A 26,677-nucleotide genomic window follows, 5' to 3' on the forward strand; every position below is an offset into this window, starting at 1 on the left:
ACCAGACTCCGGAAGGAGCTCGCATGACCGTCGCATCGGATCAGACGTCCGGAACCGCGCCGCTGACGCAGGAAGAGACGATCGATTCTCTCGGCCACTACGAATACGGCTGGGCGGACCCCGACACCGCCGGCGCCACGGCGCAGCGCGGCCTGTCCGAAGAGGTCGTGCGGGACATCTCCGCCAAGAAGAACGAGCCCGAGTGGATGCTCGACATCCGCCTCAAGGCGCTGCGCACCTTCGACAAGAAGCCGATGCCGGTGTGGGGCTCGAACCTCGACGGAATCGACTTCGACAACATCAAGTACTTCGTGCGCTCGACGGAGAAGCAGGCCGCGAGCTGGGACGAGCTCCCCGAGGACATCAAGAACACCTACGACAAGTTGGGCATCCCGGAGGCGGAGAAGCAGCGCCTCATCGCCGGTGTCGCCGCCCAGTACGAGTCCGAGGTGGTCTACCACCAGATCCGCGAGGACCTCGAGAGCCAGGGCGTGATCTTCCTCGACACCGACTCGGGTCTGCGCGAGCACCCCGAGCTGTTCAAGGAGTACTTCGGCACGGTCATCCCGGCCGGCGACAACAAGTTCTCCGCCCTGAACACCGCGGTGTGGTCGGGTGGCTCGTTCATCTACGTCCCGCCGGGTGTGCACGTCGACATCCCGCTGCAGGCCTACTTCCGCATCAACACGGAGAACATGGGCCAGTTCGAGCGGACCCTGATCATCGTCGACGAGGGCGCCTCGGTGCACTACGTCGAGGGCTGCACCGCGCCGATCTACAAGTCCGACTCACTGCACTCCGCGGTCGTCGAGATCATCGTCAAGAAGGGCGGCCACTGCCGCTACACGACCATCCAGAACTGGTCGAACAACGTCTACAACCTGGTGACCAAGCGCACCAAGGTCGAGGCCGGCGGCTCGATGGAATGGATCGACGGCAACATCGGTTCCAAGGTGACGATGAAGTACCCGGCCGTGTGGATGATGGGCGAGCACGCTCGCGGTGAGGTGCTCTCCGTCGCCTTCGCCGGCGAGGGCCAGCACCAGGACACCGGCGCGAAGATGCTGCACCTGGCTCCGCACACCTCCTCGACCATCGTGTCGAAGTCGGTGGCGCGCGGCGGTGGACGTGCCTCCTACCGCGGCCTCGTGCAGGTCAACAAGGGCGCTCACGGCTCGAAGTCGACGGTCAAGTGCGACGCGCTGCTCGTCGACCAGATCAGCCGCTCCGACACCTACCCGTACGTCGACATCCGTGAGGACGACGTCACGATGGGGCACGAGGCGACCGTCTCGAAGGTGAGCGACGACCAGCTGTTCTACCTGATGAGCCGCGGACTCGACGAGGACGAGGCCATGGCGATGGTGGTGCGCGGATTCGTCGAGCCCATCGCCAAGGAACTGCCGATGGAGTACGCCCTCGAACTCAACCGCCTGATCGAACTGCAGATGGAAGGGGCAGTCGGCTAAATGACTGCGGAAGCGAAGAACACTCCGGCTACCGGAGTGCAGGATGCCGTGCGCGCCGAGAATCGTGCCCCGGCGGTCAAGACCGCCGGCAAGCCGGCAATCAACAAGGGTGAGGTCTTCACGTCGTTCGATGTGCATGCCTTCGAGATTCCGTCGGGTCGCGACGAGGTGTGGCGGTTCACCCCGCTGCGCCGCCTGCGCGGTCTGCACGACGGCACCGCTCCCGCGACCGGCACCGCGACCGTCGAGGTCACCCCGGTCGACGGCGTGCAGGTCGAGACCGTGGCGCGCGACGACGCGCGACTCGGACAGGCCGGTGTGCCGTTCGACCGGATCGCAGCACAGGCGTACTCGTCGTTCGAGACCGCGACCGTCCTGACCGTCGGCCGCGAGGTCGAGGTCGCTGAGCCCGTCACCGTGACGATCACGGGACCGGGCGAGGGCGCTGTCGCCTACGGACACGTGCAGATCCGGCTCGAGGCGTTCGCCAACGTCACGCTCGTCATCGATCAGCGCGGCAGCGGCACCTACGCCGAGAACATCGAGTTCGTGCTCGGCGACAGCGCACAGCTGAAGGTCGTCGCGGTGCAGGACTGGGCCGACGACGCCGTACACGTCGCCGCGCATCACGCTCGCCTCGGCCGCGATGCCGTGCTGCGCCACTTCACCGTGGCGCTCGGCGGCGATCTCGTGCGCGTGTCGGCGACCACCAAGTACGACGGCCCCGGCGGCGACGCCGAACTGCTCGGCCTGTACTTCGCCGACGCCGGTCAGCACTTCGAGCAGCGCCTGCTCGTCGACCACTCGCAGCCGAACTGCAAGTCGAACGTCGTGTACAAGGGTGCGCTGCAGGGCGATCCGGCCTCCGGCAAGCCCGACGCGCACACCGTGTGGATCGGCGACGTGCTCATCCGCGCCGAGGCCGAGGGCACCGACACCTTCGAGCTCAACCGCAACCTGGTGCTCACCGACGGTGCGCGCGCCGACTCGGTGCCGAACCTCGAGATCGAGACCGGTGAGATCGTCGGTGCCGGACACGCGTCGGCGACCGGCCGCTTCGACGACGAGCAGCTGTTCTACCTGCGTGCTCGCGGCATCCCCGAGGAGGAAGCGCGTCGCCTCGTCGTCCGCGGCTTCTTCCACGAGCTGCTCGAGCGCATCACGGTCACCGAGGTCCGCGAACGGCTCGAGGCCGCCATCGAGGCGGAACTCGCCGCCGTCGGCGCCTGACCGGCCCTGCCTCCCGTACTCCCGATACTTCACTAAGGAAACGCATTTCGATGTCCACACCTTCGAACGTCCTCGAGATCAAGGACCTGCACGTCCGCGTCGCACAGACCGACGAGAACGCCGAGCCGATCGACATCCTCAAGGGCGTGAACCTCACGGTCCGCTCGGGTGAGACGCACGCCATCATGGGCCCCAACGGCTCCGGCAAGTCCACCCTGTCGTACGCGATCGCCGGCCACCCCAAGTACGAGATCACCTCGGGCAGCATCACCCTCAACGGTGAGGACGTGCTCGAGATGAGCGTCGACGAGCGCGCCCGCGCCGGCCTGTTCCTCGCCATGCAGTACCCGGTCGAGGTGCCCGGCGTGTCGATGTCGAACTTCCTCCGCACCGCCGCGACCGCCGCGCGCGGCGAGGCCCCCAAGCTGCGCCACTGGGTCAAGGAGGTCAAGCAGGCGATGTCCGATCTGGACATCGATCCGGCCTTCGGTGAGCGCAGCGTCAACGAGGGCTTCTCCGGTGGCGAGAAGAAGCGCCACGAGATCCTGCAGCTGGGTCTGCTCAAGCCGAAGATCGCCATCCTCGACGAGACCGACTCCGGCCTCGACGTGGACGCGCTGCGCGTCGTCTCCGAGGGCGTGAACCGCTACCAGGAGAACGAGAACGGCGGCGTCCTGCTCATCACCCACTACACCCGCATCCTGCGCTACATCAAGCCGCAGTTCGTGCACGTCTTCGTGGGTGGCCGCGTCGTCGAGTCCGGCGGCCCCGAGCTCGCCGACGAGCTCGAGACCAACGGCTACGTTCGTTTCACCCAGGCAGCAACGCAAGGAGCGTGATCGGATGACGGTGCCGGTGCGGACCTTGGACATCGCCCGGATCAGGGCCGATTTCCCGATCCTCGCGCGCACGGTGCGCGACGGCAAACCCCTGGTCTACCTCGACTCGGGGGCCACCTCCCAGCGCCCGGTACAGGTGCTCGACGCCGAGCGTGAGTTCCTCGCGACGCGGAACGCGGCCGTGCACCGCGGTGCGCACGCGTTGTCGGAGGAGGCGACCGACTCGTACGAGGACGCTCGCGCCGTCATCGCGTCCTTCGTCGGGGTCGACGTCGACGAGGTGGTGTTCACCAAGAACGCCACCGAGTCGCTCAACCTCGTCGCGTACGCCTTCGCCGACGACCGGTTCCCGCACCGGCTCGGACCCGGTGACGAGATCGTCGTCACCGAACTCGAGCACCACGCGAATCTCGTTCCGTGGCAGGAACTCGCGCGGCGCACGGGTGCCACCCTGCGCTGGTACGGGGTCACCGACGACGGTCGCATCGATCTCGATTCGCTGACGCTGACCGACGCCGTGAAGGTCGTGGCGTTCACGCACCAGTCGAACGTGACCGGTGCGGTCGCTCCCGTCGAGGAGATCGTGCGGCGCGCGAAGGAGGTCGGCGCGATCGTCGTGCTCGACGCGTGCCAGTCGGTGCCGCACATGGCCGTCGACTTCCGTGCTCTCGGTGTGGATTTCGCGGCGTTCTCCGGACACAAGATGTTCGGTCCGTCCGGCATCGGTGTCCTCTACGGTCGCCGCGACCTGCTCGCCGACGTGCCGCCGTTCATCACCGGTGGCTCGATGATCGAGACGGTGACGATGGAGGCGACGACCTTCGCCGCACCGCCGCAGCGATTCGAGGCCGGATCGCCCATGGTCTCGCAAGCCGTCGGCCTCGGTGCCGCCGTGCGCTACCTGCAGGACATCGGCATGGACGCCGTCGCCGCACACGAACACGAGCTGACTGCTGCGGCACTCGCCGAGCTGGGCGGCATCGACGGCGTGCGCATCATCGGACCCACGACCGGCGAACAGCGCGGTGGGGCGGTGTCGTTCGTCGTGGACGGAATCCATGCTCACGATCTCGGCCAGATCCTCGACGACGAGGGCGTCGAGATCCGGGTCGGACACCACTGCGCCTGGCCGCTGCACCGCCGCTTCGGGGTGGCCGCGACCGCCCGCGCATCGTTCGCCGTGTACAACACGCCGGACGAGGTGCAGGCACTCGGCGCGGCGATCCGGCGCGCCCAGAAATTCTTCGGGGAGGCGTGATCCGATGCGGATGGAGCAGATGTACCAGGAAGTGATCCTGGACCACTACAAGCACCCGCACAATCGCGGACTGCGCGAACCGTTCGGCGCCGAAGTGCATCACGTCAACCCGACCTGCGGCGACGAGGTGACCCTGCGCGTGCACATCGACGGCGACACCGTCAGCGACGTCTCCTACGACGGGCAGGGCTGCTCGATCAGCCAGGCATCGACGTCCGTGCTCACCGACCAGGTGATCGGCGTTCCGCTCGGCGACGCGCTGAAGATCGTCGAAGGGTTCGTCGAGATGGTCGGCAGCCGCGGGACCGTCGAAGGCGACGAGGACCTGATCGGTGACGGCATCGCATTCGCCGGCGTCGCGAAGTACCCGGCGCGCGTGAAGTGCGCGTTGCTGGGCTGGATGGCCTTCAAGGACGCGGTCGCGCAGACCGTGGACGCCGCCCCCGCCGACCTGGCGGGCGGCGCGCACACCCTTTCGAGCGGAGGACAGAACTGATGACCGAACCCGCACCGGGCACCGTGAACACCGACGAGAACCCGACGGCCGACGCCGGCGCGGACGAGACCTCGACGCTGGTCGCGGCCACGGCGCCGCCGCTGGATCCGGGCCGCCTCGACGAACTCGAGGAAGCGCTGCGCGACGTCGTCGACCCCGAGCTCGGCATCAACGTCGTCGATCTCGGTCTCGTCTACGGGATCTCCGAGGTCGACGAGACCGTGACCGTGGACATGACGCTCACCTCGGCGGCGTGCCCCCTCACCGATGTCATCGAGGAGCAGGCCAAGGGCGCACTCGTGCGCAGCGGCCTGTGCGACGAGCTGCGCATCAACTGGGTGTGGATGCCGCCGTGGGGTCCCGACAAGATCACCGACGACGGACGCGAGCAGCTGCGCGCACTCGGATTCACCGTCTGATCCCGCGGTCTCCGGTTCCGAGCCTCGGCGCCTGATCTTCGACTTCCCGTCGGAGGTCAGGCGCCTTTGCGTTCGCCGGAGGTCTTCTTCGCTGGAGTCTTCTTCGCTGGAGTCTTCTTGGCTGCCGAGCTCTTGGACGCGGTCTTCTTCGCCGTGCTCTTCTTCGCTGGAGTCTTCTTGGCCGCCGAACTCTTCGACGCCGAACTCTTGGACGCGGTCTTCTTCGCGGGGGCTTTCTTCTTCGTGCCCTCGTCCTCGCCTTCGTCCTCGTCGTCGTCCTTCGAGGACTTCTTCCCGCCGGAGGACGAACCGGACGGGACCTTCTTGCCCGCCGCATCGACGCTACGTTGCAGGGCCGCCACGAGGTCCAGCACCTCGGCGTCCTCTTCACCGGTGTCGTGTTCGGCGACCTGGAAGACCTTCTCGCCGCCGCGGGCGAGGGCCTCGTCGATCAGCGTGCGCAGTTCCACCTGGTACTCGTCGGTGAATTCGGTGGGATCGAAATCGTCGGACATCGACTCGACCAGGGTCTCGGCCATCGCGAGTTCGCGTTGTTTCGGCTTCTCGATGTCGTCGAGCGACTCGAACTCGGCCGCGCGCACCTCGTCGGGCCACAGCAGGGTCTGCAGGATGAGCAGTCCGTCGCGGGTGCGCAAGGCGGCCAGCCGGGTGCGCTGACGAAGCGTGAAGTGCACCAGCGCCGTCCGGTCGCTCTGTTCGAGAGTCGCGGCGAGCAGGCCGTAGGCCTTCGGCGACGACGAATCGGGTTCGAGATAGTAGGACTTCTCGAACAGGATCGGGTCGATCTGCTCGGTGGGCACGAACTGCAGCACCGGGATCTCGTGCTTCTCGGCGGCCGGGAGTTTCTCGAAGTCCTCGTCGGTGAGCACGACCCGCTCGCCGTCCTCGGAGTCGTACGCCTTGTCGATCTCCTGGTAGGGGACGACCTCACCGCACTCGGTACACACACGCTGATACTTGATCCGCCCGCCGTCCTTCGCGTGCACCTGGTGGAAGGAGATGTCGTGCGACTCGGTCGCCGAGTACACCTTCACCGGCACGTTGACGAGGCCGAACGCGAGTGAGCCTTTCCAGATCGACCGCATGTGTCCATCATGATCGACACCTCGAAAGCACGCTGGAAAGCTGCGAAACTCACCGGCCCGTTCGCCGAGACGTTCGCCACACGCCGCACCCGGCGGATCAGCGGAGGGAACGCAGAATCGTCGCGCGCGCACCCGTCGGCAGCACCCGGAACAGGCGCCACATCGTGGCCGCCACGCCGGTCGCGTCGTCGCGACCGGACAGGTAGGCGCGTTGCTGCTCGACCGGCAGGGCGAAGAACGCGTCGAAGAACTCGATCGCTCCGCGTGCGTCGAGTCGCAGCAGGACCCGCAGTCCCATCTGCCGCAGGGTCGCCACCGAGCGGGCGCGCACCGGCCACAGGACGCGCTGCGGGTCGTCGCCGAGGCGCATCGCGTCGATCACCGCATCCGCGGTGGACAGGGCGGTGGCCACCGCGTATCCCGTGGCCGGATGCATGAGACCACCGCGAGCGCCGAAGCCGAGCACTCCGGGTGCCGTCGGTGCGCCCTCGACGGCGAAGCGCACCCGTTCGACCTGCTCGTCGCCGGTCGTGTGCACGCCTCGCGCTGCGAGGCGGATGTGCAGGCGCCGTTCGAGTTCGCCGAGACCGAGTGCCGGGCGGCCGACGAGGCAGGTCTCCTCGAGGATCGTGCGTCCGTCGCCGACCGGCACCGCGTACAGGAAGGACGGCACGTCGTCGGGGCCCGTGCCGTTGTCGCGGCGCCAGTCCATGAACCAGGCGTCGTGGCCCTCGAGTGCCGGAGCTGCGGTCGCATCGTCGACGATCAGCCCGAATGCCGTCTGCTGGGCACGTTCCGGTTCGGCGGGAACCCCGCGGGCATCGACGACGTAGCGGGCAGTCACCCGGCGTCCGTCGCCGAGGACCACGCCGTCCGCATCGACGTCGCGTACCCGATCCGTGACCACCGTGACGGCGTCGAGGGCGAGGAAGTCCTGCAGGTACGCCGTGTCCAGCACCCGGTAGGCGCGATCGACGATGCGGGGCCCGGTCGTCCACGCCGCGGGCCTGTCGATGCGTGCTGCCACCACCTCGTCGGGCAGCCAGGCGGGCAGTTCGTCGGCCCACGCCGCGTAGGTCGCGGTCCACCGACGCTGCGGACGCACGTCGACGGCCGTCACCGACAACCCGGCCGCGGCGGCACGGAACGCCAATGCACGGCCGGCGGGGCCGAGTCCGGCCACGACGAGGTCGGTGGAGGGAAGGAGGGTCACGGGCGCCAGCCTAGGTCGCGCGCGGGAAGAACCCGGCCGCGCGTGGCGAGGGGTAGTGCATCTCACCGTGGGGGAGAGGTGCTGTCACGGTAAAATGAGTGGTTCGTGTGCCTGGCTGTTTGCCACCATGGCACCCATCCATCGTCTTTCGTTCTAGGAGCCCGTGCGTGATCACCGCTACCGACCTCGAAGTCCGCGCCGGCGTGCGGACGCTGCTCACCGCCCCCGGCTCGGGGCTGCGGGTGCAGGCCGGGGACCGGATCGGCCTCGTGGGACGTAACGGTGCCGGCAAGACCACGACCCTGCGGATCCTCGCGGGTGAAGGCGAACCCTACGCCGGCACCGTGATCCGTTCCGGAGACATCGGTTACCTGCCGCAGGATCCCAAGGAGGGCAATCTCGACGTCCTCGCCAAGGACCGGGTGCTCTCGGCGCGAGGTCTCGACGAGATCCTCCGCAGCATGGAGAAGCAGCAGGCGCTCATGGCGGAGGCCGTCGACGAGAAGATCCGCGACCGTGCCGTGCGCAAGTACGGTTCGCTCGAAGAGCGTTTCGCGACGCTCGGCGGATACGTCGCCGAATCCGAGGCCGCGAGCATCTGCCACAGCCTCGGCCTGCCCGACCGGGTCCTCGGCCAGCCCCTGCACACGCTGTCGGGTGGTCAGCGCCGCCGTGTCGAACTCGCCCGCATCCTGTTCGCAGCCTCGGACGGCTCCGGCGGGAAGTCCGACACCACGCTGCTGCTCGACGAGCCGACCAACCACCTCGACGCCGACTCGATCACCTGGCTGCGCGGATTCCTGCAGAACCACGACGGTGGGCTCATCGTCATCAGCCACGACGTCGACCTGCTCGCCGACGTGGTGAACAAGGTGTGGTTCCTCGACGCGGTGCGCGGCGAGGCCGACGTCTACAACATGGGCTGGAAGAAGTATCTCGACGCGCGTGCCACCGACGAGGCGCGGCGCCGGCGCGAGCGTGCGAACGCCGAGAAGAAGGCGTCCGCCCTGCAGAAGCAGGCCGCGAAGCTCGGAGCGAAGGCCACCAAGGCCACTGCCGCCCAGAACATGGCCAAGCGCGCCGAGAAGCTGCTCGCCGACCTCGACGACGTGCGCGTCGCAGACAAGGTGGCCAAGATCCGGTTCCCCACGCCGGCCGCGTGCGGCAAGACCCCGCTGATGGCCAAGGAGCTGACCAAGGTCTACGGCTCCCTGGAGATCTTCACCGGCGTCGATCTCGCGATCGACCGGGGCAGCCGCGTCGTCGTCCTCGGCCTCAACGGTGCCGGCAAGACGACGCTGCTGCGGCTGCTCGCCGGTGTGGAGCAGCCGGATCTCGGCGAACTCGTGCCGGGTCACGGCCTGAAGGTCGGCTACTTCGCGCAGGAGCACGACACCATCGACGACTCGGCGACGGTGTGGGAGAACATCCGGCACGCCGCTCCCGACGCCGGCGAACAGGACCTGCGGGGACTGCTCGGCGCGTTCATGTTCACCGGTCCGCAGCTCGAGCAGCCGGCCGGAACGCTCTCCGGTGGTGAGAAGACGCGACTCGCCCTGGCGGGGCTCGTGTCGTCCGCGGCTAACGTGCTGCTCCTCGACGAGCCGACCAACAACCTCGATCCCGTCTCGCGCGAGCAGGTGCTCGATGCATTGCGGAGCTACGAGGGTGCCGTCGTGCTTGTCACCCACGATCCGGGTGCGGCCGAGGCCCTCGACCCGGAACGTGTGATCCTGCTTCCCGACGGAACCGAGGACCACTGGTCCCAGGAATACCTCGAGCTCATCCAGCTCGCCTGATCGGGCCTCCGGTCGGATCCGTCCCCCGATCCGCTCCTGCTGGTCCGATCTGCGTCCGCGCAACCTGACAGTCCTCTAGCCTGGGAAAGGGACCTTTGGCGAGGGCGCAGGGAGGATCCGATGGCGCGAAATTCCGGTGGTGGAGAGACGACCTACGCGAAGGGAGCCCGAGTTACAGGGGAATCGCGGGACCGCTTGCAGGAGGATCTGAAGCGCCGCTACGAGGAGGGCGCGAGCATTCGGAGGCTCGCGCAGGAAACCGGTCGATCCTACGGTTTCGTGCACAACGTTCTCGTGGAGTCGCAGGTGCGGCTGCGGGGCCGCGGCGGCCCGAACCGTCGTCGGGCGGCAGCGAGCGACGAGAAGGCATGAGGAACGGATCCGGCGCGTCAGTCGCGCCGGCGCACGGATTCCTCGACGAGGTCGAGAACCGCGACGAGGTCCTGTTCGGTGTGCCCTGAAGCGAGGCGGGCGACGAGCCCGTCGAGCACGAGGTCGAGATAACCCAGGACGACTTCGGTCGGCACGTCGTCGCGCAGCCGGCCCGCTTCCCGCTGCCGTTCGAGGCGTCCGACGGTGGCCTCGGTGAGTTCGGCCGAATGCTGCGTCCACGCCTTCGCGAACTCGGGGTCGGTGCGGAGACGGCGCGTGATCTCGAGCCGCGTCCCGAGCCAGTCGAACTGGTCGGGGGAGGACAGCATGTCGCGCATGACCTGCACGAGACCCTCGTTGGCCGCGACGTCGGCCATCCGTCTCGCATCCTCCTGGGCGAGGGCGAGGAACAGTCCGTCCTTGTCCTTGAAATGGTGGAAGATCGCGCCACGGGACAGACCCGTGGCATCTTCGAGCAGTCGCACGGTCGCGCCGTCGTAACCGTATTCGGCGAAGCAGCGACGGGCACCGTCGAGGATCTGCCTGCGCCGCGCGGCGAGATGGTCCTCACTGACCTTGGGCACGCGCCACTTCCTTTCGGCTCGAGGGAGACGGCGGGCCCGAGACGAGTCTCGTCCCGGGCCCGCCGCTTCACACAGATGTGACCGATCGGGTCACGAGCACTGCTCTCAGCCGCGGATCATGTTCCGCAGCACGTACTGCAGGATGCCGCCGTTGCGGTAGTAGTCCGCCTCACCGGGGGTGTCGATGCGGACGACAGCGTCGAAGGTGACCTTCTCACCGTTGTCCTTGGTCGCCGTGACCTTGACGGTCTTCGGCGTGACGCCCTCGTTGAGCTTCTCGATGCCCTCGATGTCGAAGACCTCGGTGCCGGTCAGGCCCAGCGACGCGGCCGACTCACCCGCCGGGAACTGCAGCGGGATGACGCCCATGCCGATGAGGTTCGAGCGGTGGATGCGCTCGAAGGACTCGGTGATGACGGCCTTGACGCCGAGCAGGCGGGTGCCCTTGGCGGCCCAGTCACGCGAGGAGCCCGAACCGTACTCCTTGCCACCGAGGACGACCAGCGGGATGCCGGCCTCCTGGTAGTTCTGCGAGGCGTCGTAGATGAACGCCTGCGGAGCACCGTCCTGGGTGAAGTCGCGGGTGTAACCACCGGAGACACCGTCGAGCAGCTGGTTCTGCAGACGGATGTTCGCGAAGGTGCCGCGGACCATGACCTCGTGGTTGCCACGACGCGAGCCGAGCGAGTTGTAGTCCTTGCGCTCGACACCGTGGGCGTCGAGGTACTGCGCGGCCGGGGTACCCGGCTTGATCGGACCGGCCGGGCTGATGTGGTCGGTGGTGACCGAATCGCCGAGCAGCGCGAGGACGCGAGCGCCCTTGATGTCGCTGACCGCGTCCGGCTCCATCGTCATGCCCTCGAAGTACGGAGCCTTGCGGACGTACGTCGAATCCTCGTCCCACGCGAAGGTGTCGCCCTCGGGGGTCTCGAGGTTCTGCCAGCGCTCGTCGCCCTTGAAGACGTCGGCGTAGGACTTGCGGAACATGTCCTGGTTGATCGCCGACTTGATGGTGTCGTCGATCTCCTGGGCGGAAGGCCAGATGTCCTTCAGGAAGACGTCGTTGCCGTCCTTGTCCTTGCCCAGCGCGTCGGTCTCGAAGTCGAAGTCCATCGTGCCCGCGAGCGCGTACGCGATGACCAGCGGCGGCGAGGCCAGGTAGTTCATCTTCACGTCGGGGGAGATACGACCCTCGAAGTTGCGGTTGCCGGAGAGCACCGCGGTGACCGAGAGGTCGTTGTCGTTGACGGCCTTCGAGATCTCCTCGGGCAGCGGGCCGGTGTTACCGATGCAGGTGGTGCAACCGAAGCCACCGAGGTAGAAGCCGAGCTTCTCGAGGTACGGCCACAGGCCGGCCTTCTCGTAGTAGTCGTTGACGACCTGCGAACCCGGAGCCATGTTGGTCTTGACCCACGGCTTGGTGGCCAGGCCCTTCTCGACCGCGTTGCGGGCGAGCAGCGCGGCACCGAGCATGACCGACGGGTTGGAGGTGTTGGTGCAGGAGGTGATACCTGCGACCACCACGGCACCGTGGTCGAGGACGAACTCGCCGCGCTCCTCGGAGACGACCTTGACCCGCTTGGAGGGGCGGCCGGAAGTATCGCCGTGGGGAACGAGCGGAGCGTCGCCGTTCGCGGTGGGCTTGATCGGGTCGGACGCCGGGAAGGTGTCGTCGAGCGCGTCGTCGAGCTTGGAGTGCGGGGTCGCCTCGTGCTCTTCCACGTAGTTGTGGATGTCGCGGCGGAAGGCTGCCTTCGACTCCGACAGGAGGATGCGGTCCTGCGGGCGCTTCGGGCCGGCGATCGACGGGACGACCGTCGACAGGTCGAGCTCGAGGTACTCGGAGAACTCGGGCTCGCGGCTCGGATCGTGCCACAGGCCCTGCTCCTTGGCGTACGCCTCGACGAGAGCGAGCTGCTCGTCGCTGCGGCCGGTCAGGCGCAGGTAGTTGATGGTCTCGCCGTCGATCGGGAAGATCGCTGCGGTCGAACCGAACTCGGGGCTCATGTTGCCGAGGGTCGCGCGGTTGGCGAGGGGGACCTCGGCCACGCCGGCGCCGTAGAACTCGACGAACTTGCCGACGACGCCGTGCTTGCGCAGCATGTCGGTGACGGTGAGCACGACGTCGGTCGCGGTCACGCCGGGCTGGATCTCACCGGTGAGCTTGAAGCCGACCACGCGCGGGATGAGCATGGAGACCGGCTGGCCGAGCATCGCGGCCTCGGCCTCGATGCCGCCGACGCCCCAGCCGAGCACGCCGAGGCCGTTGACCATCGTCGTGTGCGAGTCGGTGCCGACGCAGGTGTCGGGGTAGGCCTGCCCGTTGCGGACCATGACGGTCGGGGCGAGGTACTCGATGTTGACCTGGTGGACGATACCCATGCCCGGGGGGACGACGCGGAAGTCGTCGAAGGCGCCCTGGCCCCAGCGCAGGAACTGGTAGCGCTCGCCGTTGCGCTCGTACTCGAGGTCGACGTTGCGCTCGAGGGCGTCGGCGCGACCGAAGTAGTCGAGGATCACCGAGTGGTCGATGACCATGTCGGCGGGGGAGAGGGGGTTGACCTTGTTCGGGTCGCCGCCCAGGGTGGTCACGGCCTCACGCATGGTGGCGAGGTCGACGACACAGGGGACGCCCGTGAAGTCCTGCATGATCACGCGGGCGGGCGTGAACTGGATCTCGATGCTCGGGTCGGCGGAGGGATCCCAGTTGGCGATGGCCCGGATGTGATCGGCCGTGATGTTGGCACCGTCCTCGGTGCGCAGCAGGTTCTCGGCCAGGACCTTCAAAGAGTAAGGAAGTTTCTCGGTGCCGGGGACGGCCGACAGGCGGAAGATCTCGTAGGAGTTGTCTCCGACCTGCAGCGAACCCTTGGCGCCGAACGAATCACTACTGGTGCTCACGTCAGCTCCACTCGTCGTTTCGGCTGGCCGCCGACGGGGCTGTGTCGACGGCTGAAGCGAGGCACACGACGTCCGCTCGCGGCCCGTGGCCCGGATGCAGTAGTCGTGGCGTCTCGCACTCGATTCTAACAGTACGCTTGTCCTGTATTGAACCGAAGTCGGGTCCGTCGTGTCGACGAGGCGTCCCGCCGGCATCGGTCCTGCTCGCGACGAGTGCTTCGAGCCGCCGTCGCGCGATCGCGTAGTGTTCTCCCTTGCCGCACGGGTGTGGCGCTTCGTGTCGTCTCCGCGCGGCCGGATCGCTGTATCGCCCGGCTTCCGACCCTGCACCACCGGAGAGAGATGTCTGCGCCACTGCTTCGCATACCGGGCCCTGCGCTCACGGATCTTCCTACCGGGGTCTCGGTCGAAAAAGTGCTCGCCGATCTCGCCGACGACCAGGTGGCGGCGCCCTCGCAGTACGTCGACGACCTCGTCGCCGAGGTGCAGCGCGCGCAGGAGAACGGGATCGACCTCAGCGTGGTCGTGCTCGACCGGGACCCCCGTATGGATTCGCAGCTGCGCGACCTCGCGACGGAGGTCGGCGCCGAGGACGGCGGAACGGTGCTGGTCCTCAGCCCGGGATGGGTCGGGACGTTCAGCGAGGATCTCGACCGCGTCACTCTCGAGGCCGCCCAGGATCGCACCTACACCGGCGATCCGGTGGTCTCCACACGCAACTTCGTCGACTCGGTGCTCGAGCCGTCTCCGCCCTGGACGCTGATGACGCTGCTGATCGTCGCGGTGGTCGCTCTTGCGGCCGGCGCGACCTGGCTCGCCAAACGCCGCCGCGCGGACGGTGACGCGACCGTTGCCGGAGGTAACGGATCGTCATCGGCCGAAGACGTCTGAGGTCTCTTTCCCGTCACCGTAGAGATCTTCTCCGGGTTGTCCTCGTCCCGATCGTGACGGAATCCGGCAGGGAAGATCGTTCGGCGTCCTCACGGTGTTGCTCGGTGTCCGCACCGTGTTCTTTCGGCGTTCTTCCGGCCGATCTTCGTGACTGTCATGCGACATACCCCTGAGGTGTCGTACGGTTCTCATGACGCTCTTGGGGAAGGTGTGTCACAACCCGGCTCGTGGGGACGCTGTCCGCAGTCGGTGTACGACTGCAGCGTGTGAGCCGTGGGGCACCCACGGCGAGCGGATGCTGCCTGCCTTCCTCGGGTCGTCCGGCCGGATGTCTCGGCCACCAGGTGCGACCGAGGGAGATGCAAGTGAGACGGTTCGGTATCCACGGAGGGATTCCGCGACGGTCGGGGCCGGACGGCACCGCCACGACGCTCACTGCAGGCCGTCGACCCGACGGTCCGACGCCCGGTCGCATCCCGCGGACGCGCACCGGCACGCTCCTCGCTGGTTTGGGGTTGGTCACAGCCGTGCTCCTCACCGTGACCACGACGGCGTCCGCCGCACCGGCGCCGCCGCCGAACCCCTCGGACGCCGAGATCGACCGCGCAGGTGCGGCCGTCGCGGCCAACATCGACCGGGTCGGGCAGCTGATCGTCCGGATCGCCGACGCGGATCAGCAGCTCGCCGAGCTCGACGCGCAGGTCGCCATCCGCCGCGAGGACGTCAACCGCGCCCTCGTCGATCTCCAGAGCGCGCGCGACGCGGCGGATCTCGCCGAACGGGTGGTCGTGGATTCCCGCCGCGCACTCGACGACGCCGCCGACCGGATCGCCGCTGCCCAGAAGAACTTCGACGCGTTCGTCCGCGACAGCTACACCCGTGGCGCCAACTCGGTCTCCCTCGCGGCCTTCCTCGACGTCGACGGTCCCGACGATCTGCTCGACCGCGCCCAGGTCATGCGATTGCTGTCCGCCGGGCGCACCGCGGTGCTCGATGCGCTCCAGCGCGCCCGGGCCCAGGAGGCCAACTCCCATTCGCGGGCACGCGCGGCCAAGCTCGAGGCCGACGCGGCGGCGGAAGCCGCCGAGCAGCGCAGGGCCGAGGCCGAGGCCGCGATCGCCGTCGCGCGAGCGGAACTCGGTCGGCAGGCTGCCGAGAAGTCGCGCATCGAGCAGGAACGTGAAAACGCGCAGAGCGAACTCGACCGGGCCCGCGTGAACGTTGCGGGCCTGGAAGGGCAACGCGCGCAGTACCAGGACTGGGAGCGTCGCCGCGCAGCCGAGGAAGCAGCCGCCGCGGCGGCACGGGTCGCGGCAGCCGAGGCGGCCGAGCGTGTCGCCGCCGACGCCGCAGCCCGGGAACGTGCGGCGGAACTGGCCAACGGCCGTCGCCCCCACACGCTGATCGAGGAGTCTCCGTCGACCGGCGACAGCGACGTCGCCGCACCGGGTGAGGTCACCACCGAATCCGGAGCGCCGGAGGACAGTGACACCGCTGCGAGTCGCACCGATACCAGTGGCACCGACACGGCTGCACCGGACTACACCGACGACGCCACGGTCCCGGATTACGGCGACCGTGGAAGCGTCCTGGACGACGTCCTCGAGGACACGGACAGCGGAACGGTCCCGGACGACACCGATGGTGGAACCGTCCCGGATGACACCGATGGTGGAACCGTCCCGGATGACACCGATGGTGGAACCGTCCCGGATGACACCGACGATGGATCGGTCCCGGACGGCACCGACGGCGGCACGATCCCCGACGAGGACGAAGACGAGGACAGCGGCAGCGACGGTGGGATCGACTGGGCGAACCCGGATCCGGGCGACCCCGTCGTGGAGACCCCCGGATCGGGGACCGGGGGATCGGGTTCCCGCCCCTCCACACCGAATTCGACGCCCAGCACCCCGTCGCGTCCGTCCGTCACCGGTCCCGCTGCGGTGGAGATCGTCATCGACCGCGCGATGTCCCAGATCGGCGTCCCGTACGCGTGGGGCGGTGGCAACGAGAACGGCCCGACCCGCGGTATCCGCGACGGTGGCGTCGCCGATGTCCACGGCGACTACGCCAAGGTCGGCTTCGACTGTTCGGGACTGATGATCTACGCGTTCGCGGGCATCGGTATCTCGCTCCCGCACTACACCGGCTACCAGTACACGGCCGGCACGCAGGTCCCGTCGTCGCAGATGAGGCGGGGCGACATGATCTTCTACGGGCCCAACGCCAGCCAGCACGTCGCGCTGTATCTCGGCGACGGGCAGATGCTCGAGGCGCCGCAGTCGGGATCGTTCGTGAAGATCTCGCCGGTACGCTGGGGCGGCATGACACCGTACGTGGTGCGCATGGTGTCGTGAGGGCGAGGTTTGCCGCGGCCCTCGTACCACCGAGGACGGATGCCATCCGGTCGTTTCCGGGTGCCGTCTCCCGGTCGGTGCAGGGGCGACGACACACCGAGCCGGCACCTGCAATAGTGGTGCAGCAGGTGTTTCCAGCGGAGCGACGTAGGCGAAAGCGGTGGATTGTTGGTGACCTCACGCGAGGGTGGGACGTCCGGTTCGGCAACGCCGGGCGACCAGAGCGGTAACGACGGACGCAAGAACAACCAGGCTGCGGCGGGTGCCGCGTCGGCGCCGAAGGCGGCGGGCGCGAACGGTCCTGCTCCGCAGGGGTCCGGCGCGAACGCTCAGCCGGCTCCGCAGGGGACCGGTGCGAACACTCAGCCGGCGGCCGGTACGAACACCCAGCCGGCAGCCGGCGCGAACATGCGGAAACCCGGCGACGCTCCTGCGAAGGCGTACGACCCGGCCGACGACGTCCGTCTCCTCGAACGGGCCATCTACGAGGTCAAGCGCGTGATCGTCGGCCAGGACCTGCTGGTCGAGCGGATGCTGGTCGGTGTGCTCGCGCGCGGGCACGTGCTGCTCGAAGGCGTTCCCGGTGTCGCGAAGACGCTGGCCGTCGAGACCTTCGCGAAGGTCGTCGGTGGATCGTTCTCCCGCGTCCAGTTCACCCCCGACCTCGTGCCGACCGACCTCGTCGGTACCCGCATCTACCGGCAGGGACGCGAGGAGTTCGACACCGAACTCGGACCGGTCGTCGCGAACTTCGTGCTCGCCGACGAGATCAACCGCGCCCCGGCGAAGGTGCAATCGGCGCTGCTCGAGGTGATGGCCGAACGCCACGTCACCATCGGTGGCAGGACCTTCCCGATGCCCGAGCCGTTCCTCGTGATGGCGACGCAGAACCCCATCGAGAACGAGGGCGTCTACCCGCTCCCGGAAGCACAGCGCGACCGCTTCCTGTTCAAGGTCCTCGTCGACTACCCGACGGTGGAGGAAGAACGCGAGATCGTCTACCGGATGGGTGTCGCCGCTCCCGAACCGAAGCAGGTGCTCGACAACGAGCAGCTCCTGCGCCTGCAGAAGATCGCCGGACGTGTGTTCGTGCACCACGCGCTCGTCGACTACGTGGTGCGGGTCATCTTCGCGACGCGTCGGCCCGCCGAACTCGGCCTGCACGATGTGCAGGGCTGGATCGCCTATGGCGCCTCGCCCCGCGCGACGCTCGGCATCATCTCCTCGGCGCGTGCCCTGGCGCTCGTGCGCGGTCGCGACTACGTGGTACCGCAGGACATCGTCGACGTCATCCCCGATGTGCTCCGCCATCGCCTGGTGTTGTCCTACGACGCGCTCGCGGACGACGTCTCCCCGGACCAGATCATCACCCGCATCCTGCAGACGGTGGGTCTTCCGCAGGTCGCGCCCCAGGCGAACGCACCCGTGCCGACCGCGACCCCCGGCCCGGCGCCCGCCGATCCGCGGACCGTTGCCGGTCAGCAGGCGCCCGTCGGTGCACCCGGTCCGCAGGGAGGTGCGGGCGCGCGGTGAGCACACGTCCTCACGACGGGTCGCCACCGCGGTTCCGGTCCGGTGAACTGCGCGATCCCGCGCTCACCGCCGCGCTCCGCACCCTCGAGCTCACCGTGCGGCGCCGTCTCGACGGCGTCCTGCACGGCGACCACCTCGGTCTGATCCCGGGCCCGGGTTCCGAACCGGGGGACGCCCGCGAGTATCAGCCGGGCGACGACGTGCGGCAGATGGACTGGTCGGTCACTGCGCGCACGACGCACCCGCACGTGCGGCAGACCGTCGCCGACCGGGAACTCGAGACGTGGCTCGCGGTCGACCTGTCGGCCAGCCTGGACTTCGGTACCGGTATGTGCGAGAAGCGCGACCTGGCGATCGCAGCGGTGGCCGCGCTCGCGCATCTGACCACCGGTGGCGGGAATCGGATCGGTGCGGTGATCTCCACCGGCAACGAGACCGTCCGCGTCCCCGCGCGTGGTGGGCGGCTGCACGCCCAGTCGTTGCTGCGTACCGTCGCGACCACCCCGCATGCACCCGACGGGACCCGCGGCGATCTCCAAGGCCTCGTCGAGTCGCTGCGACGCCCCCAGCGTCGCCGCGGTCTGGCCGTCGTGGTGAGCGATTTTCTGGGTCCGCTCGACTGGGAGCGCTCCCTGCGGGCGCTGTCCGGCCGGCACGAACTGCTCGCCGTCGAGATCATCGATCGCCGCGACCTCGAACTGCCCGATCTGGGCGACGTGGTGCTGCACGACCCGGAGACGGGCCGCACCCGCGAATTCACGACCACTCCCGAACTGCGGGCCGACTACGCGCAGGCGGCCGCGGAGCATCGCGCGGCCGTGCACCAGGCACTGCGCAGTTCCGGTGCACCCGTGCTGACGCTGCGCACCGACCGCGACTGGATCGGCGACGTCGTGCGGTTCGTCGCGGCCCGGCGGCACAGCTTCGGCGCACCCGCACGGCAGGGGGGACGATGAGCCTGTCCGGTTTCACTTCACCGTGGTGGTTGCTGCTGCTGTTCGTCGTCGCCGCCCTCGGCGGTGCGTACGTGCTGGTCCAGCGCCGGCGCCAGACGAACACGCTGCGCTTCACCAATCTCGAGCTGCTCGAGAAGGTCGCGCCCGCCCGCCCGGGACGCGCTCGGCATATTCCCGTCGCACTGTTGCTCGTCGGCCTCGTCTTCCTCACCGTGGCGCTCGCCGGCCCGACCGCCGAACAGCGGGTGCCGCGCAACCGGGCCACGGTCGTGCTCGTCATCGACGTGTCGTTGTCGATGGAGGCCACGGACGTCGCACCCACGCGACTCGCCGCCGCTCAGGAGGCGGCCAAGCAGTTCGCCGACGACCTGACACCCGGCATCAACCTCGGTCTCGTCGCGTTCTCGGGTACCGCCTCGGTCCTGGTCTCGCCGACCACCAACCGGGAGGCGAGCAAGTCCGCGATCGACAACCTGCAGCTCAGCGAGCGCACCGCGACCGGCGAGGCGATCTTCACGGCGATGCAGTCGATCGACACGCTCGCCGCCGTGCTCGGCGGTAGCGACCAGGCGCCGCCCGCGCGGATCGTGCTGCTGTCCGACGGCAAGCAGACCGTCCCCGAGAGTCCCGACGATCCCCGCGGGGGGTTCACCGCGGCGCGACAGGCGGCGGAGAAGGGAATCCCGGTCTCGACCATCTCGTTCGGCACGCAGACGGGCACCGTCACCATCGAGGACGATCGGATCCCCGTGCCCGTCGACGACCCGTCGCTCAAGGAGATCGCCAATCTCTCGGGTGGGAGCTTCTTCACGGCGGCGAGCCTCGAGGAACTCGAGGACGCCTACAACACGCTCGAGGAGCAGATCGGCTTCGAGACGACCCGCGGCGACGCCAGTCGTCCGTGGCTCATGCTCGGAGCGCTCTCGGTGATCGCGGGGCTCGGCGCGGCGATGGTGTTGCGCCAGCGGCTGCCCTGATCCACCTTGTGCACGCTCACGGAGCGTTTTCCGTCCCGGACAGACCACCAGATAGGTTGGAATGCATGACTGACGCAGATAGTGCCGCAGCGTCCACGCGCGCGGGTGTCACCCCCCGATCCGTCCTCGTCACCGGTGGAAACCGCGGGATCGGCCTCGCCGTCGCCCGTCGCCTGCAGGCCGACGGCCACAAGGTCGCCGTCACCCACCGCGGTTCGGGCGCGCCCGACGGCCTGTTCGGTGTGCGATGCGACGTCACCGACGCCGACTCGGTCGACGCCGCGTTCAAGGAGGTCGAGGAGCATCAGGGTCCCGTCGAGGTGCTCGTCGCGAATGCGGGCATCACCGACGACACCCTGCTGATGCGCATGACCGAGGACCAGTTCAGCTCGGTGATCGACGCGAACCTCACCGGCGCCTTCCGGTGCGCCAAGCGCGCCAACCGCGCGATGCTCCGTGCCCGTTGGGGCCGCATGATCTTCCTCGGCTCCGTGGTCGGCCTCGCCGGGCAGGCCGGTCAGATCAACTACGCGTCCTCGAAGGCCGGTGTCATCGGTCTCGCCCGTTCGGTCACCCGCGAACTCGGTTCGCGATCGATCACCGCCAACGTCGTCGCTCCCGGTTTCATCGAGACCGACATGACTGCGGATCTGTCCGACGACCTGCGCGACACCGCGAAGAAGTTCATCCCGCTGCAGCGACTCGGCAAGCCCGAGGACGTCGCAGCCGTCGTCAGCTTCCTGGCCTCCGACGACTCCGCCTACGTCTCCGGCGCCGTCATCCCGGTCGACGGCGGCATGGGCATGGGCCACTGACGGTCTCGCGACCACATCCGAATCTCACTGGAGGACCGATACACTCATGGGCGGACTGCTCGAGGGCAAGACCATTCTCGTCACCGGCATCATCACCGATGCCTCGATCGCCTTCCACACCGCGAAGGCCGCGCAGGAACAGGGCGCGAAGGTGATCATCACCGGCTTCGAGCGACTCCGGTTGATCGACCGGATCGCGCAGCGTCTCCCGCAGCCGGTGCCGCCGGCCATCAGCCTCGACGTGCAGAACCAGGAGGATCTCGACGGTCTCGCCGACAAGATCCGCGAACTCGCACCGGAGGGGATCGACGGTGTCGTCCACTCCATCGGTTTCGCACCCCGGTCCTGCCTGGGCAGCCCGTTCCTCGACGCGCCGTGGACGGACGTCGCGGTGGCACTCGAGGTGTCGGCCTACTCCTACGGCGCGCTCGCCAAGGCCGTCCTGCCCGTCATGAACGAGGGCGGTTCGATCGTCGGAATGGACTTCGACCCGTCCCGGGCCGTGCCGTTCTACAACTGGATGGGTGTCTCCAAGGCGACGCTCGAGTCGGTGAACCGCTACGTGGCCAAGGAGGTCGGCCCGCGCGGCATCCGTTCGAACCTCGTCGCCGCCGGCCCGATCAAGACGCTTGCGGCCAAGGCCATCGCGGGCGACGCGACCGGCCCGGGAGCGGAGATGAACCGCTTGAACGAGGGCTGGTCGGCCGCGTCCCCGATCGGCTGGGACGTCGACGACCCGACGCCTGTGGCGAAGACCGTGTGTGCGGTGCTGTCCGACTGGCTACCCGGGACAACGGGATCCATCGTCTACGTCGACGGTGGTTTCCACTCCCAGGTCGGCTTCGGCAGCTGACCGTACGACGGAAGGCACTTTCATGACGAACACCCCCGGGGCGTACGACGCGCTGATGCTGCTGTCGTTCGGCGGACCGGAAGGACCCGACGACGTGCGGCCGTTCCTCGAGAACGTCACCCGCGGACGGGGGATCCCACCGGAACGACTCGACGAGGTTGCGCAGCACTATCTGCACTTCGGGGGTGTCTCGCCGATCAACGCCCTGAACCGGGCGATCATCGACGCCGTCCGCGCCGAGTTCGACGCGCACGGTATCGATCTGCCGATCTACTTCGGCAACCGCAACTGGCATCCCATGGTCGAGGACACCGTCGCGCGGATGCGCGACGACGGGATCCGCAACGCCCTGGTGTTCGCGACCTCCGCCTGGGGCGGCTACTCGGGATGCCGGCAGTACCACGAGGACATCGCGCGGGCACGGGACGCCGTCGAGAACGCCCCGCAGTTGACGAAGCTGCGGCACTTCTACGACCACCCGCTGTTCCTCGACGCCGTCACCGACGCCGTGCGCGCCGCCCGCGTCGAACTCGCCGACGACGTGCGCGATTCCGCGCGCGTGGTGTTCACCGCGCACTCCGTTCCGAACTCCTTCGACGCGACCGGTGGTCCGCCGGAGGAGGGTGGGCATCTCTACAGCCGGCAGGTGGCCGAAGCGGCGCGGTTGGTGGCCGAGGCGCTCGGCGAGGACGACTACGACCTGGTGTGGCAGTCGCGGTCCGGTCCGCCACAGGTGCCGTGGCTCGAACCCGACATCGTCGACCACGTCGACGCCCTGCACGAACGGGGAGTCCGCGCCGTCGTGGTCGTGCCGGTCGGGTTCGTCTCCGATCATCTCGAGGTCGTGTGGGATCTCGACACCGAGGCTCACGACCGGGCCGCTGAGCTGGGCATGGGCTTCTCTCGTGCGGCGACGGCCGGAACCGACCCGCGCTTCGCGCAACTCGTCCGCGAACTCGTCGAGGAACAGCGGGACGGGATCACCGCCCGTCGCTGCGGCACCGAACCGCTGCTCGGGGCCGCGTGCAACGGGAGCCTGTGCGCCGTCGGGTGCTGCGAGCCGCCGAAACGCCCGTCCCGTCCCGCCGCGAACGGATAGATCCCTCCGCGCCTCACCGGGCGGGGTGCCCGACCGGTGAGGCCAGAGGGGAGTCGAACCAGCGCGGCAGCGACCGGCGCAGGGTGCTCGGACCGTCGACGACCACGGCGCCCGAGCGCAATGCGTCCGGCCAGGTCGCTTCGCCACGCCAGATCTCGGTCAGCTCCCGCAGTCCCGTCGTCACCCGGATCGAGACCTCGAAGCCCGGGTCCTCGTCACACACGTCGACGTCGTGCGGCGTGATGACCATCCACCACCGGCGCGACGCGTGGGTGACCGTCGGGAAGGCGAACTCCACGACCACCCGGGATTCCGGCAGGGCCGCATGGTCGACGTGCCGGTGCATGTCCCACATCAGCAGTCGCGGATCGAGGTCGACGTCACCGAGTTTCCCGGTCCACCGCGTGCCCCACGCACCGAGTGCGTCGACGACGGTCTCGAGATCGCGTCCCGCCGGGGTGAGCACATACCGGACGTCGTTTCCGTCCTCGAGACGCCGCACGATGCCCGCCGCCGTGAGCTGATGCAGCCGCTTCGACAACAGCGTCGGCGACATGCGGGGCAGGCCGCGCCGGAGGTCGTTGAACCGTTCGCTGCCGAGCACGAGTTCGCGCACTACGAGCAGCGTCCACCTCTCGTCGAACAACTCCATCGCCTTGGCGACGGGACAGAACTGGTGGTAGGGCGGGCCCATGATCGGATCGTAGGCCGGTCGGACCGCCACGACCAGCACGGATGTGCGGCTGTGCAGTACAGATTGTGTACTGGAGGACACCGCGTCCGCGTTCCTACAGTCGATCTGTGACCCGGGCCGCCTCCGAGACGGCGCCGAAGCCGGGTCCCTCGACAGGAGGAATCCTCTGATGACCGACATCTCCACGACACACGACGCCGATCTCGCCCTGAAGGCCAAGCACCGGGCGATGTGGGCACTCGGCAACTATCCGGCGGTGGCGACCGAGGTCATCGCCGAACTCGGCCCCGCTCTCGTGGCCGCGACCGGAATCGGTCCGGGCGACCGCGTCCTGGACATCGCCGCCGGATCGGGCAATGCGTCGATCCCCGCCGCGCTCACCGGTGCGAGGGTGCTCGCGACCGACCTGACCCCGGAACTGTTCGAGGTCGGCCGCCGTGACGCCGAAGCGGCAGGTGCGACGCTCGACTGGCAGGAAGCCGACGCCGAAGCACTCCCGTTCGATGATGCGAGCTTCGATGCCGTGATCTCTTGCGTGGGAGTGATGTTCGCGCCCCACCACCGGGCCGCGGCCGACGAACTGCTCCGGGTGACCCGCCCGGGCGGACGTATCGGCCTGCTGAGCTGGACCCCCACCGGCTTCATCGGGCAGATGTTCGCGACGATGAAACCGTATGCGCCACCGCCCCCGCCGGGTGCACAGCCGCCGCCGCTGTGGGGCGACGAGGTGCACGTGCGCGAGCTGATCGGCGACCGTGTCACCGACCTGCAGGCACGCACCGAGAACCTGCGCGTCGAACGCTTCGCGACCGGGGAGGACTTCCGCGAGTTCTTCAAGTCCGCCTACGGCCCCACCATCGCGGTGTACCGCAACATCGCGGACGACCACGAACGGGTCGCGGCTCTCGATCTCGACCTGCTCGAACTCGCCCAGCGTCACGATCTCGGTGGGGGAGCGATGAATTGGGAGTACCTGTTGGTCACCGCGCAGCGGAGTTGACGCGCACTGGAGTCGACGCGCACTGGAGTCGACGCGCACTGGAGTCGACGCGCGCTGAAGTCGACGCGCACTGCCGGTGCGGTCAGCGATGGTGCTCGGCCCGCAGAGCCGCCGCGACCGCACCGGTGCGGGCCTCGCGGACCGCGGCCCACAGCGGCTGCAGCGCGCCCTCGCGGCCGGTGGCGGCGGACACCGAACCGGCCCGCAGACCCCCTCCGCGACCGGCCACGGTGAGGATCGCCGCGACCTGGTCTGCGGTGTCGAGGACGCGCACGGCACGTGCGGGCAGTGACGGGGGATAGCGGTGCCGCGCGAGTTCGGCGACCTCCTCGGCGATCTCCGTCCGCGGATCGGTGCGGCGCCCGTCGGTGCCCACCGTCGGGATTCCGCTCAACGCGGAGGCGGCATCACGCACCGCCTCGCGGATCGCGAACTCGGCCGCACCGAGACCACCGTCGACGGCGATCTCGGGGACCGCCGGCAGCGTGAAGACGTTCCACCGCAGGGCGTCCGGACCCTCGATGACGGGTACCAGACCCAGCCCCGGGGCGCCGGGCGCTCCCACGACGACACCTTCACCGGCCGCGAGCGCTGCGGAGGCGAACGCCGTACCGGCAGGCAGCGCGCGGACGTCGCCCGGGGCGGGAAGGACGAGATGCAGACCCGCGCCGGCGGCGGTGTCGACGCGGCGGATCAGGGTGAGCAGCAGGGCGGCACCGTCGGCGACACCTCTGTCGGGCAGATCCGCCGCGGAGGCCGTCGCCGCATCGTGGGCACCCACGAGATGCATCGGCGCCCATTCGTGCAGCGCGTCGATCACATCGTCGGGGGAGGCGTGACCGGACAGCCACGACCCAGCCCACACGGTCAGCGTCAGGCTCGGAGAACTCACCCCGAAAGCATACGGCGACCGCGCACGGCGGTCCGGCGTGGCAGCGCGAGCGGTCCCGCGCGATGTCCTAGGGTCGACTGGCGTGAGCCCACGCGATATCTACGGCGGCGACATCTATGCCGGTCACGCCCGCACCAAGAAGAAGGCCGTTCCCGAACTCGCAGCGGAGCGCGGCGTCGTCGTCGAGGACGCCGCATCCGGCTGGTGCGGCGCGATCGTGGGGATCGAGAAGACCTACGACGGCGACTTCGTGCGGCTCGAGGACGCGCAGGGACGCACCCGCCTGTTCGCGATGCGACCCGCCGCGTTCCTGGTCGACGGAGCACCCGTCACCCTCGTCAAACCGAAGATCCGTCCCGCCTCCGCACCGACGAGATCCGCTTCGGGGTCCACCCGGGTGGAGGGTCTGCGCGCACGCGTGGCGCGGGGAAGCCGGATCTGGGTGGAGGGCGTGCACGACGCCGCCCTCGTCGAACGGGTGTGGGGGCACGATCTGCGGGTCGAGGGTGTGGTCGTCGAACAACTCGAGGGCCTCGACAATCTGGGTGCCCGGCTGGCCGAGTTCGATCCCGGCCCGGGTCGTCGGGTCGGTGTGCTCGCCGACCACCTCGTCACCGGATCCAAGGAGGAGCGTCTCACCGCGAATCTCGGTTCGCACGTGATGGTCACCGGTCATCCCTACATCGACGTGTGGCAGGCGGTGAAACCGAAGGCCGTCGGCATCGACGCCTGGCCCACCATCCCGCGCGGCCAGGACTGGAAGACCGGCGTCTGTCGTGAACTGGGCTGGGGCACCCCGCAGGACGGCTGGCGGCGCGTCTACAACGCCGTGAACTCGTTCCGCGATCTCGAATCGCACCTCATCGGCGCCGTCGAGCGCCTCGTCGACTTCGTCACCGAACCCGACGAGGGCTGACCGAC

24 protein-coding genes are annotated in these 26,677 nt (G+C 68.7%); 18 read left to right on the forward strand and 6 right to left on the reverse strand.

Annotated elements, in window-relative coordinates:
• The first annotated feature begins 23 nt into the window (after positions 1–23).
• The 6 genes from sufB to ACNJ7K_RS22920 are packed head-to-tail and all read left to right on the forward strand — an operon-like array spanning position 24 to position 5,711.
• On the forward strand, positions 24–1,469 hold the full coding sequence (gene sufB / locus ACNJ7K_RS22895) for a Fe-S cluster assembly protein SufB (protein ID WP_006551501.1): 1,446 nt from the start codon (positions 24–26) through the stop codon (positions 1,467–1,469).
• Positions 1,470–2,699, forward strand: a complete 1,230-nt coding sequence (sufD, locus tag ACNJ7K_RS22900; protein WP_229568036.1) for a Fe-S cluster assembly protein SufD — start codon at positions 1,470–1,472, stop codon at positions 2,697–2,699.
• 50 nt (positions 2,700–2,749) lie between these two features.
• Positions 2,750–3,538: a Fe-S cluster assembly ATPase SufC gene (gene sufC / locus ACNJ7K_RS22905; protein ID WP_120282460.1), complete on the forward strand. Its 789-nt coding sequence runs from the start codon at positions 2,750–2,752 to the stop codon at positions 3,536–3,538.
• Between the two features lie 4 nt (positions 3,539–3,542).
• A complete protein-coding gene (locus tag ACNJ7K_RS22910) occupies positions 3,543–4,796 on the forward strand; it encodes a cysteine desulfurase (RefSeq protein ID WP_487042211.1) in 1,254 nt (417 codons plus the stop codon).
• A 4-nt stretch (positions 4,797–4,800) separates the two neighbouring features.
• Positions 4,801–5,292: a Fe-S cluster assembly sulfur transfer protein SufU gene (sufU, locus tag ACNJ7K_RS22915; protein WP_024100819.1), complete on the forward strand. Its 492-nt coding sequence runs from the start codon at positions 4,801–4,803 to the stop codon at positions 5,290–5,292.
• Positions 5,292–5,711 (forward strand): metal-sulfur cluster assembly factor, encoded by a 420-nt coding sequence (locus ACNJ7K_RS22920; protein WP_016691730.1) that lies wholly within the window; start codon positions 5,292–5,294, stop codon positions 5,709–5,711. Before sufU ends, ACNJ7K_RS22920 begins: the two co-directional genes overlap by 1 nt.
• 56 nt (positions 5,712–5,767) lie before the next feature.
• On the opposite strand, the gene ku is transcribed toward ACNJ7K_RS22920, so the two are convergent.
• Together ku and ACNJ7K_RS22930 are read right to left on the reverse strand one after the other, a co-directional pair.
• Complete coding sequence (ku, locus tag ACNJ7K_RS22925) at positions 5,768–6,817, reverse strand: non-homologous end joining protein Ku (RefSeq protein ID WP_120282462.1); 1,050 nt, start codon at positions 6,815–6,817, stop codon at positions 5,768–5,770.
• 97 nt (positions 6,818–6,914) lie between these two features.
• Positions 6,915–8,030, reverse strand: coding sequence for a lycopene cyclase family protein (locus ACNJ7K_RS22930; protein ID WP_159418432.1), 1,116 nt, complete (start codon positions 8,028–8,030; stop codon positions 6,915–6,917).
• A 167-nt stretch (positions 8,031–8,197) separates the two neighbouring features.
• Between ACNJ7K_RS22930 and ACNJ7K_RS22935 the strand changes: the two genes are divergently transcribed.
• Entirely contained in the window at positions 8,198–9,829 is a 1,632-nt protein-coding gene (locus ACNJ7K_RS22935; protein ID WP_060653265.1) for an ABC-F family ATP-binding cassette domain-containing protein, read from the forward strand.
• 120 nt (positions 9,830–9,949) lie between these two features.
• Positions 9,950–10,201 (forward strand): helix-turn-helix domain-containing protein, encoded by a 252-nt coding sequence (locus ACNJ7K_RS22940; protein ID WP_026061044.1) that lies wholly within the window; start codon positions 9,950–9,952, stop codon positions 10,199–10,201.
• 17 nt (positions 10,202–10,218) lie between these two features.
• Here ACNJ7K_RS22940 and ACNJ7K_RS22945 read toward each other — a convergent pair whose 3' ends face one another.
• Positions 10,219–10,785 (reverse strand): TetR/AcrR family transcriptional regulator, encoded by a 567-nt coding sequence (locus tag ACNJ7K_RS22945; protein WP_120282465.1) that lies wholly within the window; start codon positions 10,783–10,785, stop codon positions 10,219–10,221.
• A 105-nt stretch (positions 10,786–10,890) separates the two neighbouring features.
• A complete protein-coding gene (locus ACNJ7K_RS22950) occupies positions 10,891–13,686 on the reverse strand; it encodes an aconitate hydratase (protein WP_159418431.1) in 2,796 nt (931 codons plus the stop codon).
• 342 nt (positions 13,687–14,028) lie between these two features.
• Here ACNJ7K_RS22950 and ACNJ7K_RS22955 point away from each other — a divergent pair, with 342 nt between their 5' ends.
• The 8 genes from ACNJ7K_RS22955 (at position 14,029) to ACNJ7K_RS22990 (ending at position 23,170) form a co-directional block, all read left to right on the forward strand.
• A complete protein-coding gene (locus ACNJ7K_RS22955; RefSeq protein WP_225623783.1) occupies positions 14,029–14,577 on the forward strand; it encodes an Rv1476 family membrane protein in 549 nt (182 codons plus the stop codon).
• Positions 14,578–14,942: 365 nt separating this feature from the next.
• Positions 14,943–16,937 (forward strand): NlpC/P60 family protein, encoded by a 1,995-nt coding sequence (locus tag ACNJ7K_RS22960; protein WP_487042212.1) that lies wholly within the window; start codon positions 14,943–14,945, stop codon positions 16,935–16,937.
• Between the two features lie 171 nt (positions 16,938–17,108).
• Positions 17,109–18,470 (forward strand): AAA family ATPase, encoded by a 1,362-nt coding sequence (locus tag ACNJ7K_RS22965; protein WP_159418429.1) that lies wholly within the window; start codon positions 17,109–17,111, stop codon positions 18,468–18,470.
• Entirely contained in the window at positions 18,467–19,426 is a 960-nt protein-coding gene (locus ACNJ7K_RS22970; RefSeq protein WP_120282469.1) for a DUF58 domain-containing protein, read from the forward strand. The genes ACNJ7K_RS22965 and ACNJ7K_RS22970 overlap by 4 nt, the downstream gene beginning before the upstream one ends.
• Positions 19,423–20,403 (forward strand): VWA domain-containing protein, encoded by a 981-nt coding sequence (locus ACNJ7K_RS22975; RefSeq protein ID WP_006551517.1) that lies wholly within the window; start codon positions 19,423–19,425, stop codon positions 20,401–20,403. The genes ACNJ7K_RS22970 and ACNJ7K_RS22975 overlap by 4 nt, the downstream gene beginning before the upstream one ends.
• A gap of 65 nt (positions 20,404–20,468) precedes the next feature.
• Positions 20,469–21,218, forward strand: coding sequence for a 3-oxoacyl-ACP reductase FabG1 (gene fabG1, locus ACNJ7K_RS22980; protein WP_016694070.1), 750 nt, complete (start codon positions 20,469–20,471; stop codon positions 21,216–21,218).
• 46 nt (positions 21,219–21,264) lie between these two features.
• Positions 21,265–22,071 (forward strand): NADH-dependent enoyl-ACP reductase InhA, encoded by an 807-nt coding sequence (gene inhA / locus ACNJ7K_RS22985; protein ID WP_016694069.1) that lies wholly within the window; start codon positions 21,265–21,267, stop codon positions 22,069–22,071.
• Positions 22,072–22,093: 22 nt separating this feature from the next.
• Positions 22,094–23,170, forward strand: coding sequence for a ferrochelatase (locus ACNJ7K_RS22990; RefSeq protein WP_487042213.1), 1,077 nt, complete (start codon positions 22,094–22,096; stop codon positions 23,168–23,170).
• 13 nt (positions 23,171–23,183) lie between these two features.
• Here ACNJ7K_RS22990 and ACNJ7K_RS22995 read toward each other — a convergent pair whose 3' ends face one another.
• Entirely contained in the window at positions 23,184–23,864 is a 681-nt protein-coding gene (locus ACNJ7K_RS22995) for a winged helix-turn-helix transcriptional regulator (protein WP_487042214.1), read from the reverse strand.
• Between the two features lie 169 nt (positions 23,865–24,033).
• Between ACNJ7K_RS22995 and ACNJ7K_RS23000 the strand changes: the two genes are divergently transcribed.
• Positions 24,034–24,864, forward strand: a complete 831-nt coding sequence (locus ACNJ7K_RS23000) for a class I SAM-dependent methyltransferase (protein WP_120282471.1) — start codon at positions 24,034–24,036, stop codon at positions 24,862–24,864.
• Between the two features lie 82 nt (positions 24,865–24,946).
• On the opposite strand, the gene ACNJ7K_RS23005 is transcribed toward ACNJ7K_RS23000, so the two are convergent.
• A complete protein-coding gene (locus ACNJ7K_RS23005; protein WP_487042215.1) occupies positions 24,947–25,756 on the reverse strand; it encodes a hypothetical protein in 810 nt (269 codons plus the stop codon).
• A gap of 82 nt (positions 25,757–25,838) precedes the next feature.
• Here ACNJ7K_RS23005 and ACNJ7K_RS23010 point away from each other — a divergent pair, with 82 nt between their 5' ends.
• Positions 25,839–26,672 carry a DUF3097 domain-containing protein gene (locus ACNJ7K_RS23010; RefSeq protein WP_016694064.1) on the forward strand — a complete coding sequence of 278 codons (834 nt, stop codon included), beginning with the start codon at positions 25,839–25,841 and terminating at the stop codon, positions 26,670–26,672.
• The last annotated feature ends 5 nt before the right edge of the window (positions 26,673–26,677 follow it).

The sequence above is a fragment of the Rhodococcus shunpengi genome, assembly GCF_048381395.1.
GTDB lineage: Bacteria > Actinomycetota > Actinomycetes > Mycobacteriales > Mycobacteriaceae > Rhodococcus.

Excerpts from the sequence above, each read along its gene's own strand:
- sufB (WP_006551501.1), top strand. The coding sequence starts at position 24 with ATGACCGTCGCATCGGATCAGACGTCCGGAACCGCGCCGCTGACGCAG.
- inhA (WP_016694069.1), top strand. The coding sequence starts at position 21,265 with ATGGGCGGACTGCTCGAGGGCAAGACCATTCTCGTCACCGGCATCATC.
- ACNJ7K_RS22995 (WP_487042214.1), bottom strand. The coding sequence starts at position 23,864 with ATGGGCCCGCCCTACCACCAGTTCTGTCCCGTCGCCAAGGCGATGGAG.
- sufU (WP_024100819.1), top strand. The coding sequence starts at position 4,801 with ATGCGGATGGAGCAGATGTACCAGGAAGTGATCCTGGACCACTACAAG.
- sufC (WP_120282460.1), top strand. The coding sequence starts at position 2,750 with ATGTCCACACCTTCGAACGTCCTCGAGATCAAGGACCTGCACGTCCGC.
- ACNJ7K_RS22940 (WP_026061044.1), top strand. The coding sequence starts at position 9,950 with ATGGCGCGAAATTCCGGTGGTGGAGAGACGACCTACGCGAAGGGAGCC.
- ACNJ7K_RS22955 (WP_225623783.1), top strand. The coding sequence starts at position 14,029 with ATGTCTGCGCCACTGCTTCGCATACCGGGCCCTGCGCTCACGGATCTT.
- sufD (WP_229568036.1), top strand. The coding sequence starts at position 1,470 with ATGACTGCGGAAGCGAAGAACACTCCGGCTACCGGAGTGCAGGATGCC.
- fabG1 (WP_016694070.1), top strand. The coding sequence starts at position 20,469 with ATGACTGACGCAGATAGTGCCGCAGCGTCCACGCGCGCGGGTGTCACC.
- ACNJ7K_RS22975 (WP_006551517.1), top strand. The coding sequence starts at position 19,423 with ATGAGCCTGTCCGGTTTCACTTCACCGTGGTGGTTGCTGCTGCTGTTC.
- ACNJ7K_RS22990 (WP_487042213.1), top strand. The coding sequence starts at position 22,094 with ATGACGAACACCCCCGGGGCGTACGACGCGCTGATGCTGCTGTCGTTC.
- ACNJ7K_RS23000 (WP_120282471.1), top strand. The coding sequence starts at position 24,034 with ATGACCGACATCTCCACGACACACGACGCCGATCTCGCCCTGAAGGCC.
- ku (WP_120282462.1), bottom strand. The coding sequence starts at position 6,817 with ATGCGGTCGATCTGGAAAGGCTCACTCGCGTTCGGCCTCGTCAACGTG.
- ACNJ7K_RS22920 (WP_016691730.1), top strand. The coding sequence starts at position 5,292 with ATGACCGAACCCGCACCGGGCACCGTGAACACCGACGAGAACCCGACG.
- ACNJ7K_RS22910 (WP_487042211.1), top strand. The coding sequence starts at position 3,543 with ATGACGGTGCCGGTGCGGACCTTGGACATCGCCCGGATCAGGGCCGAT.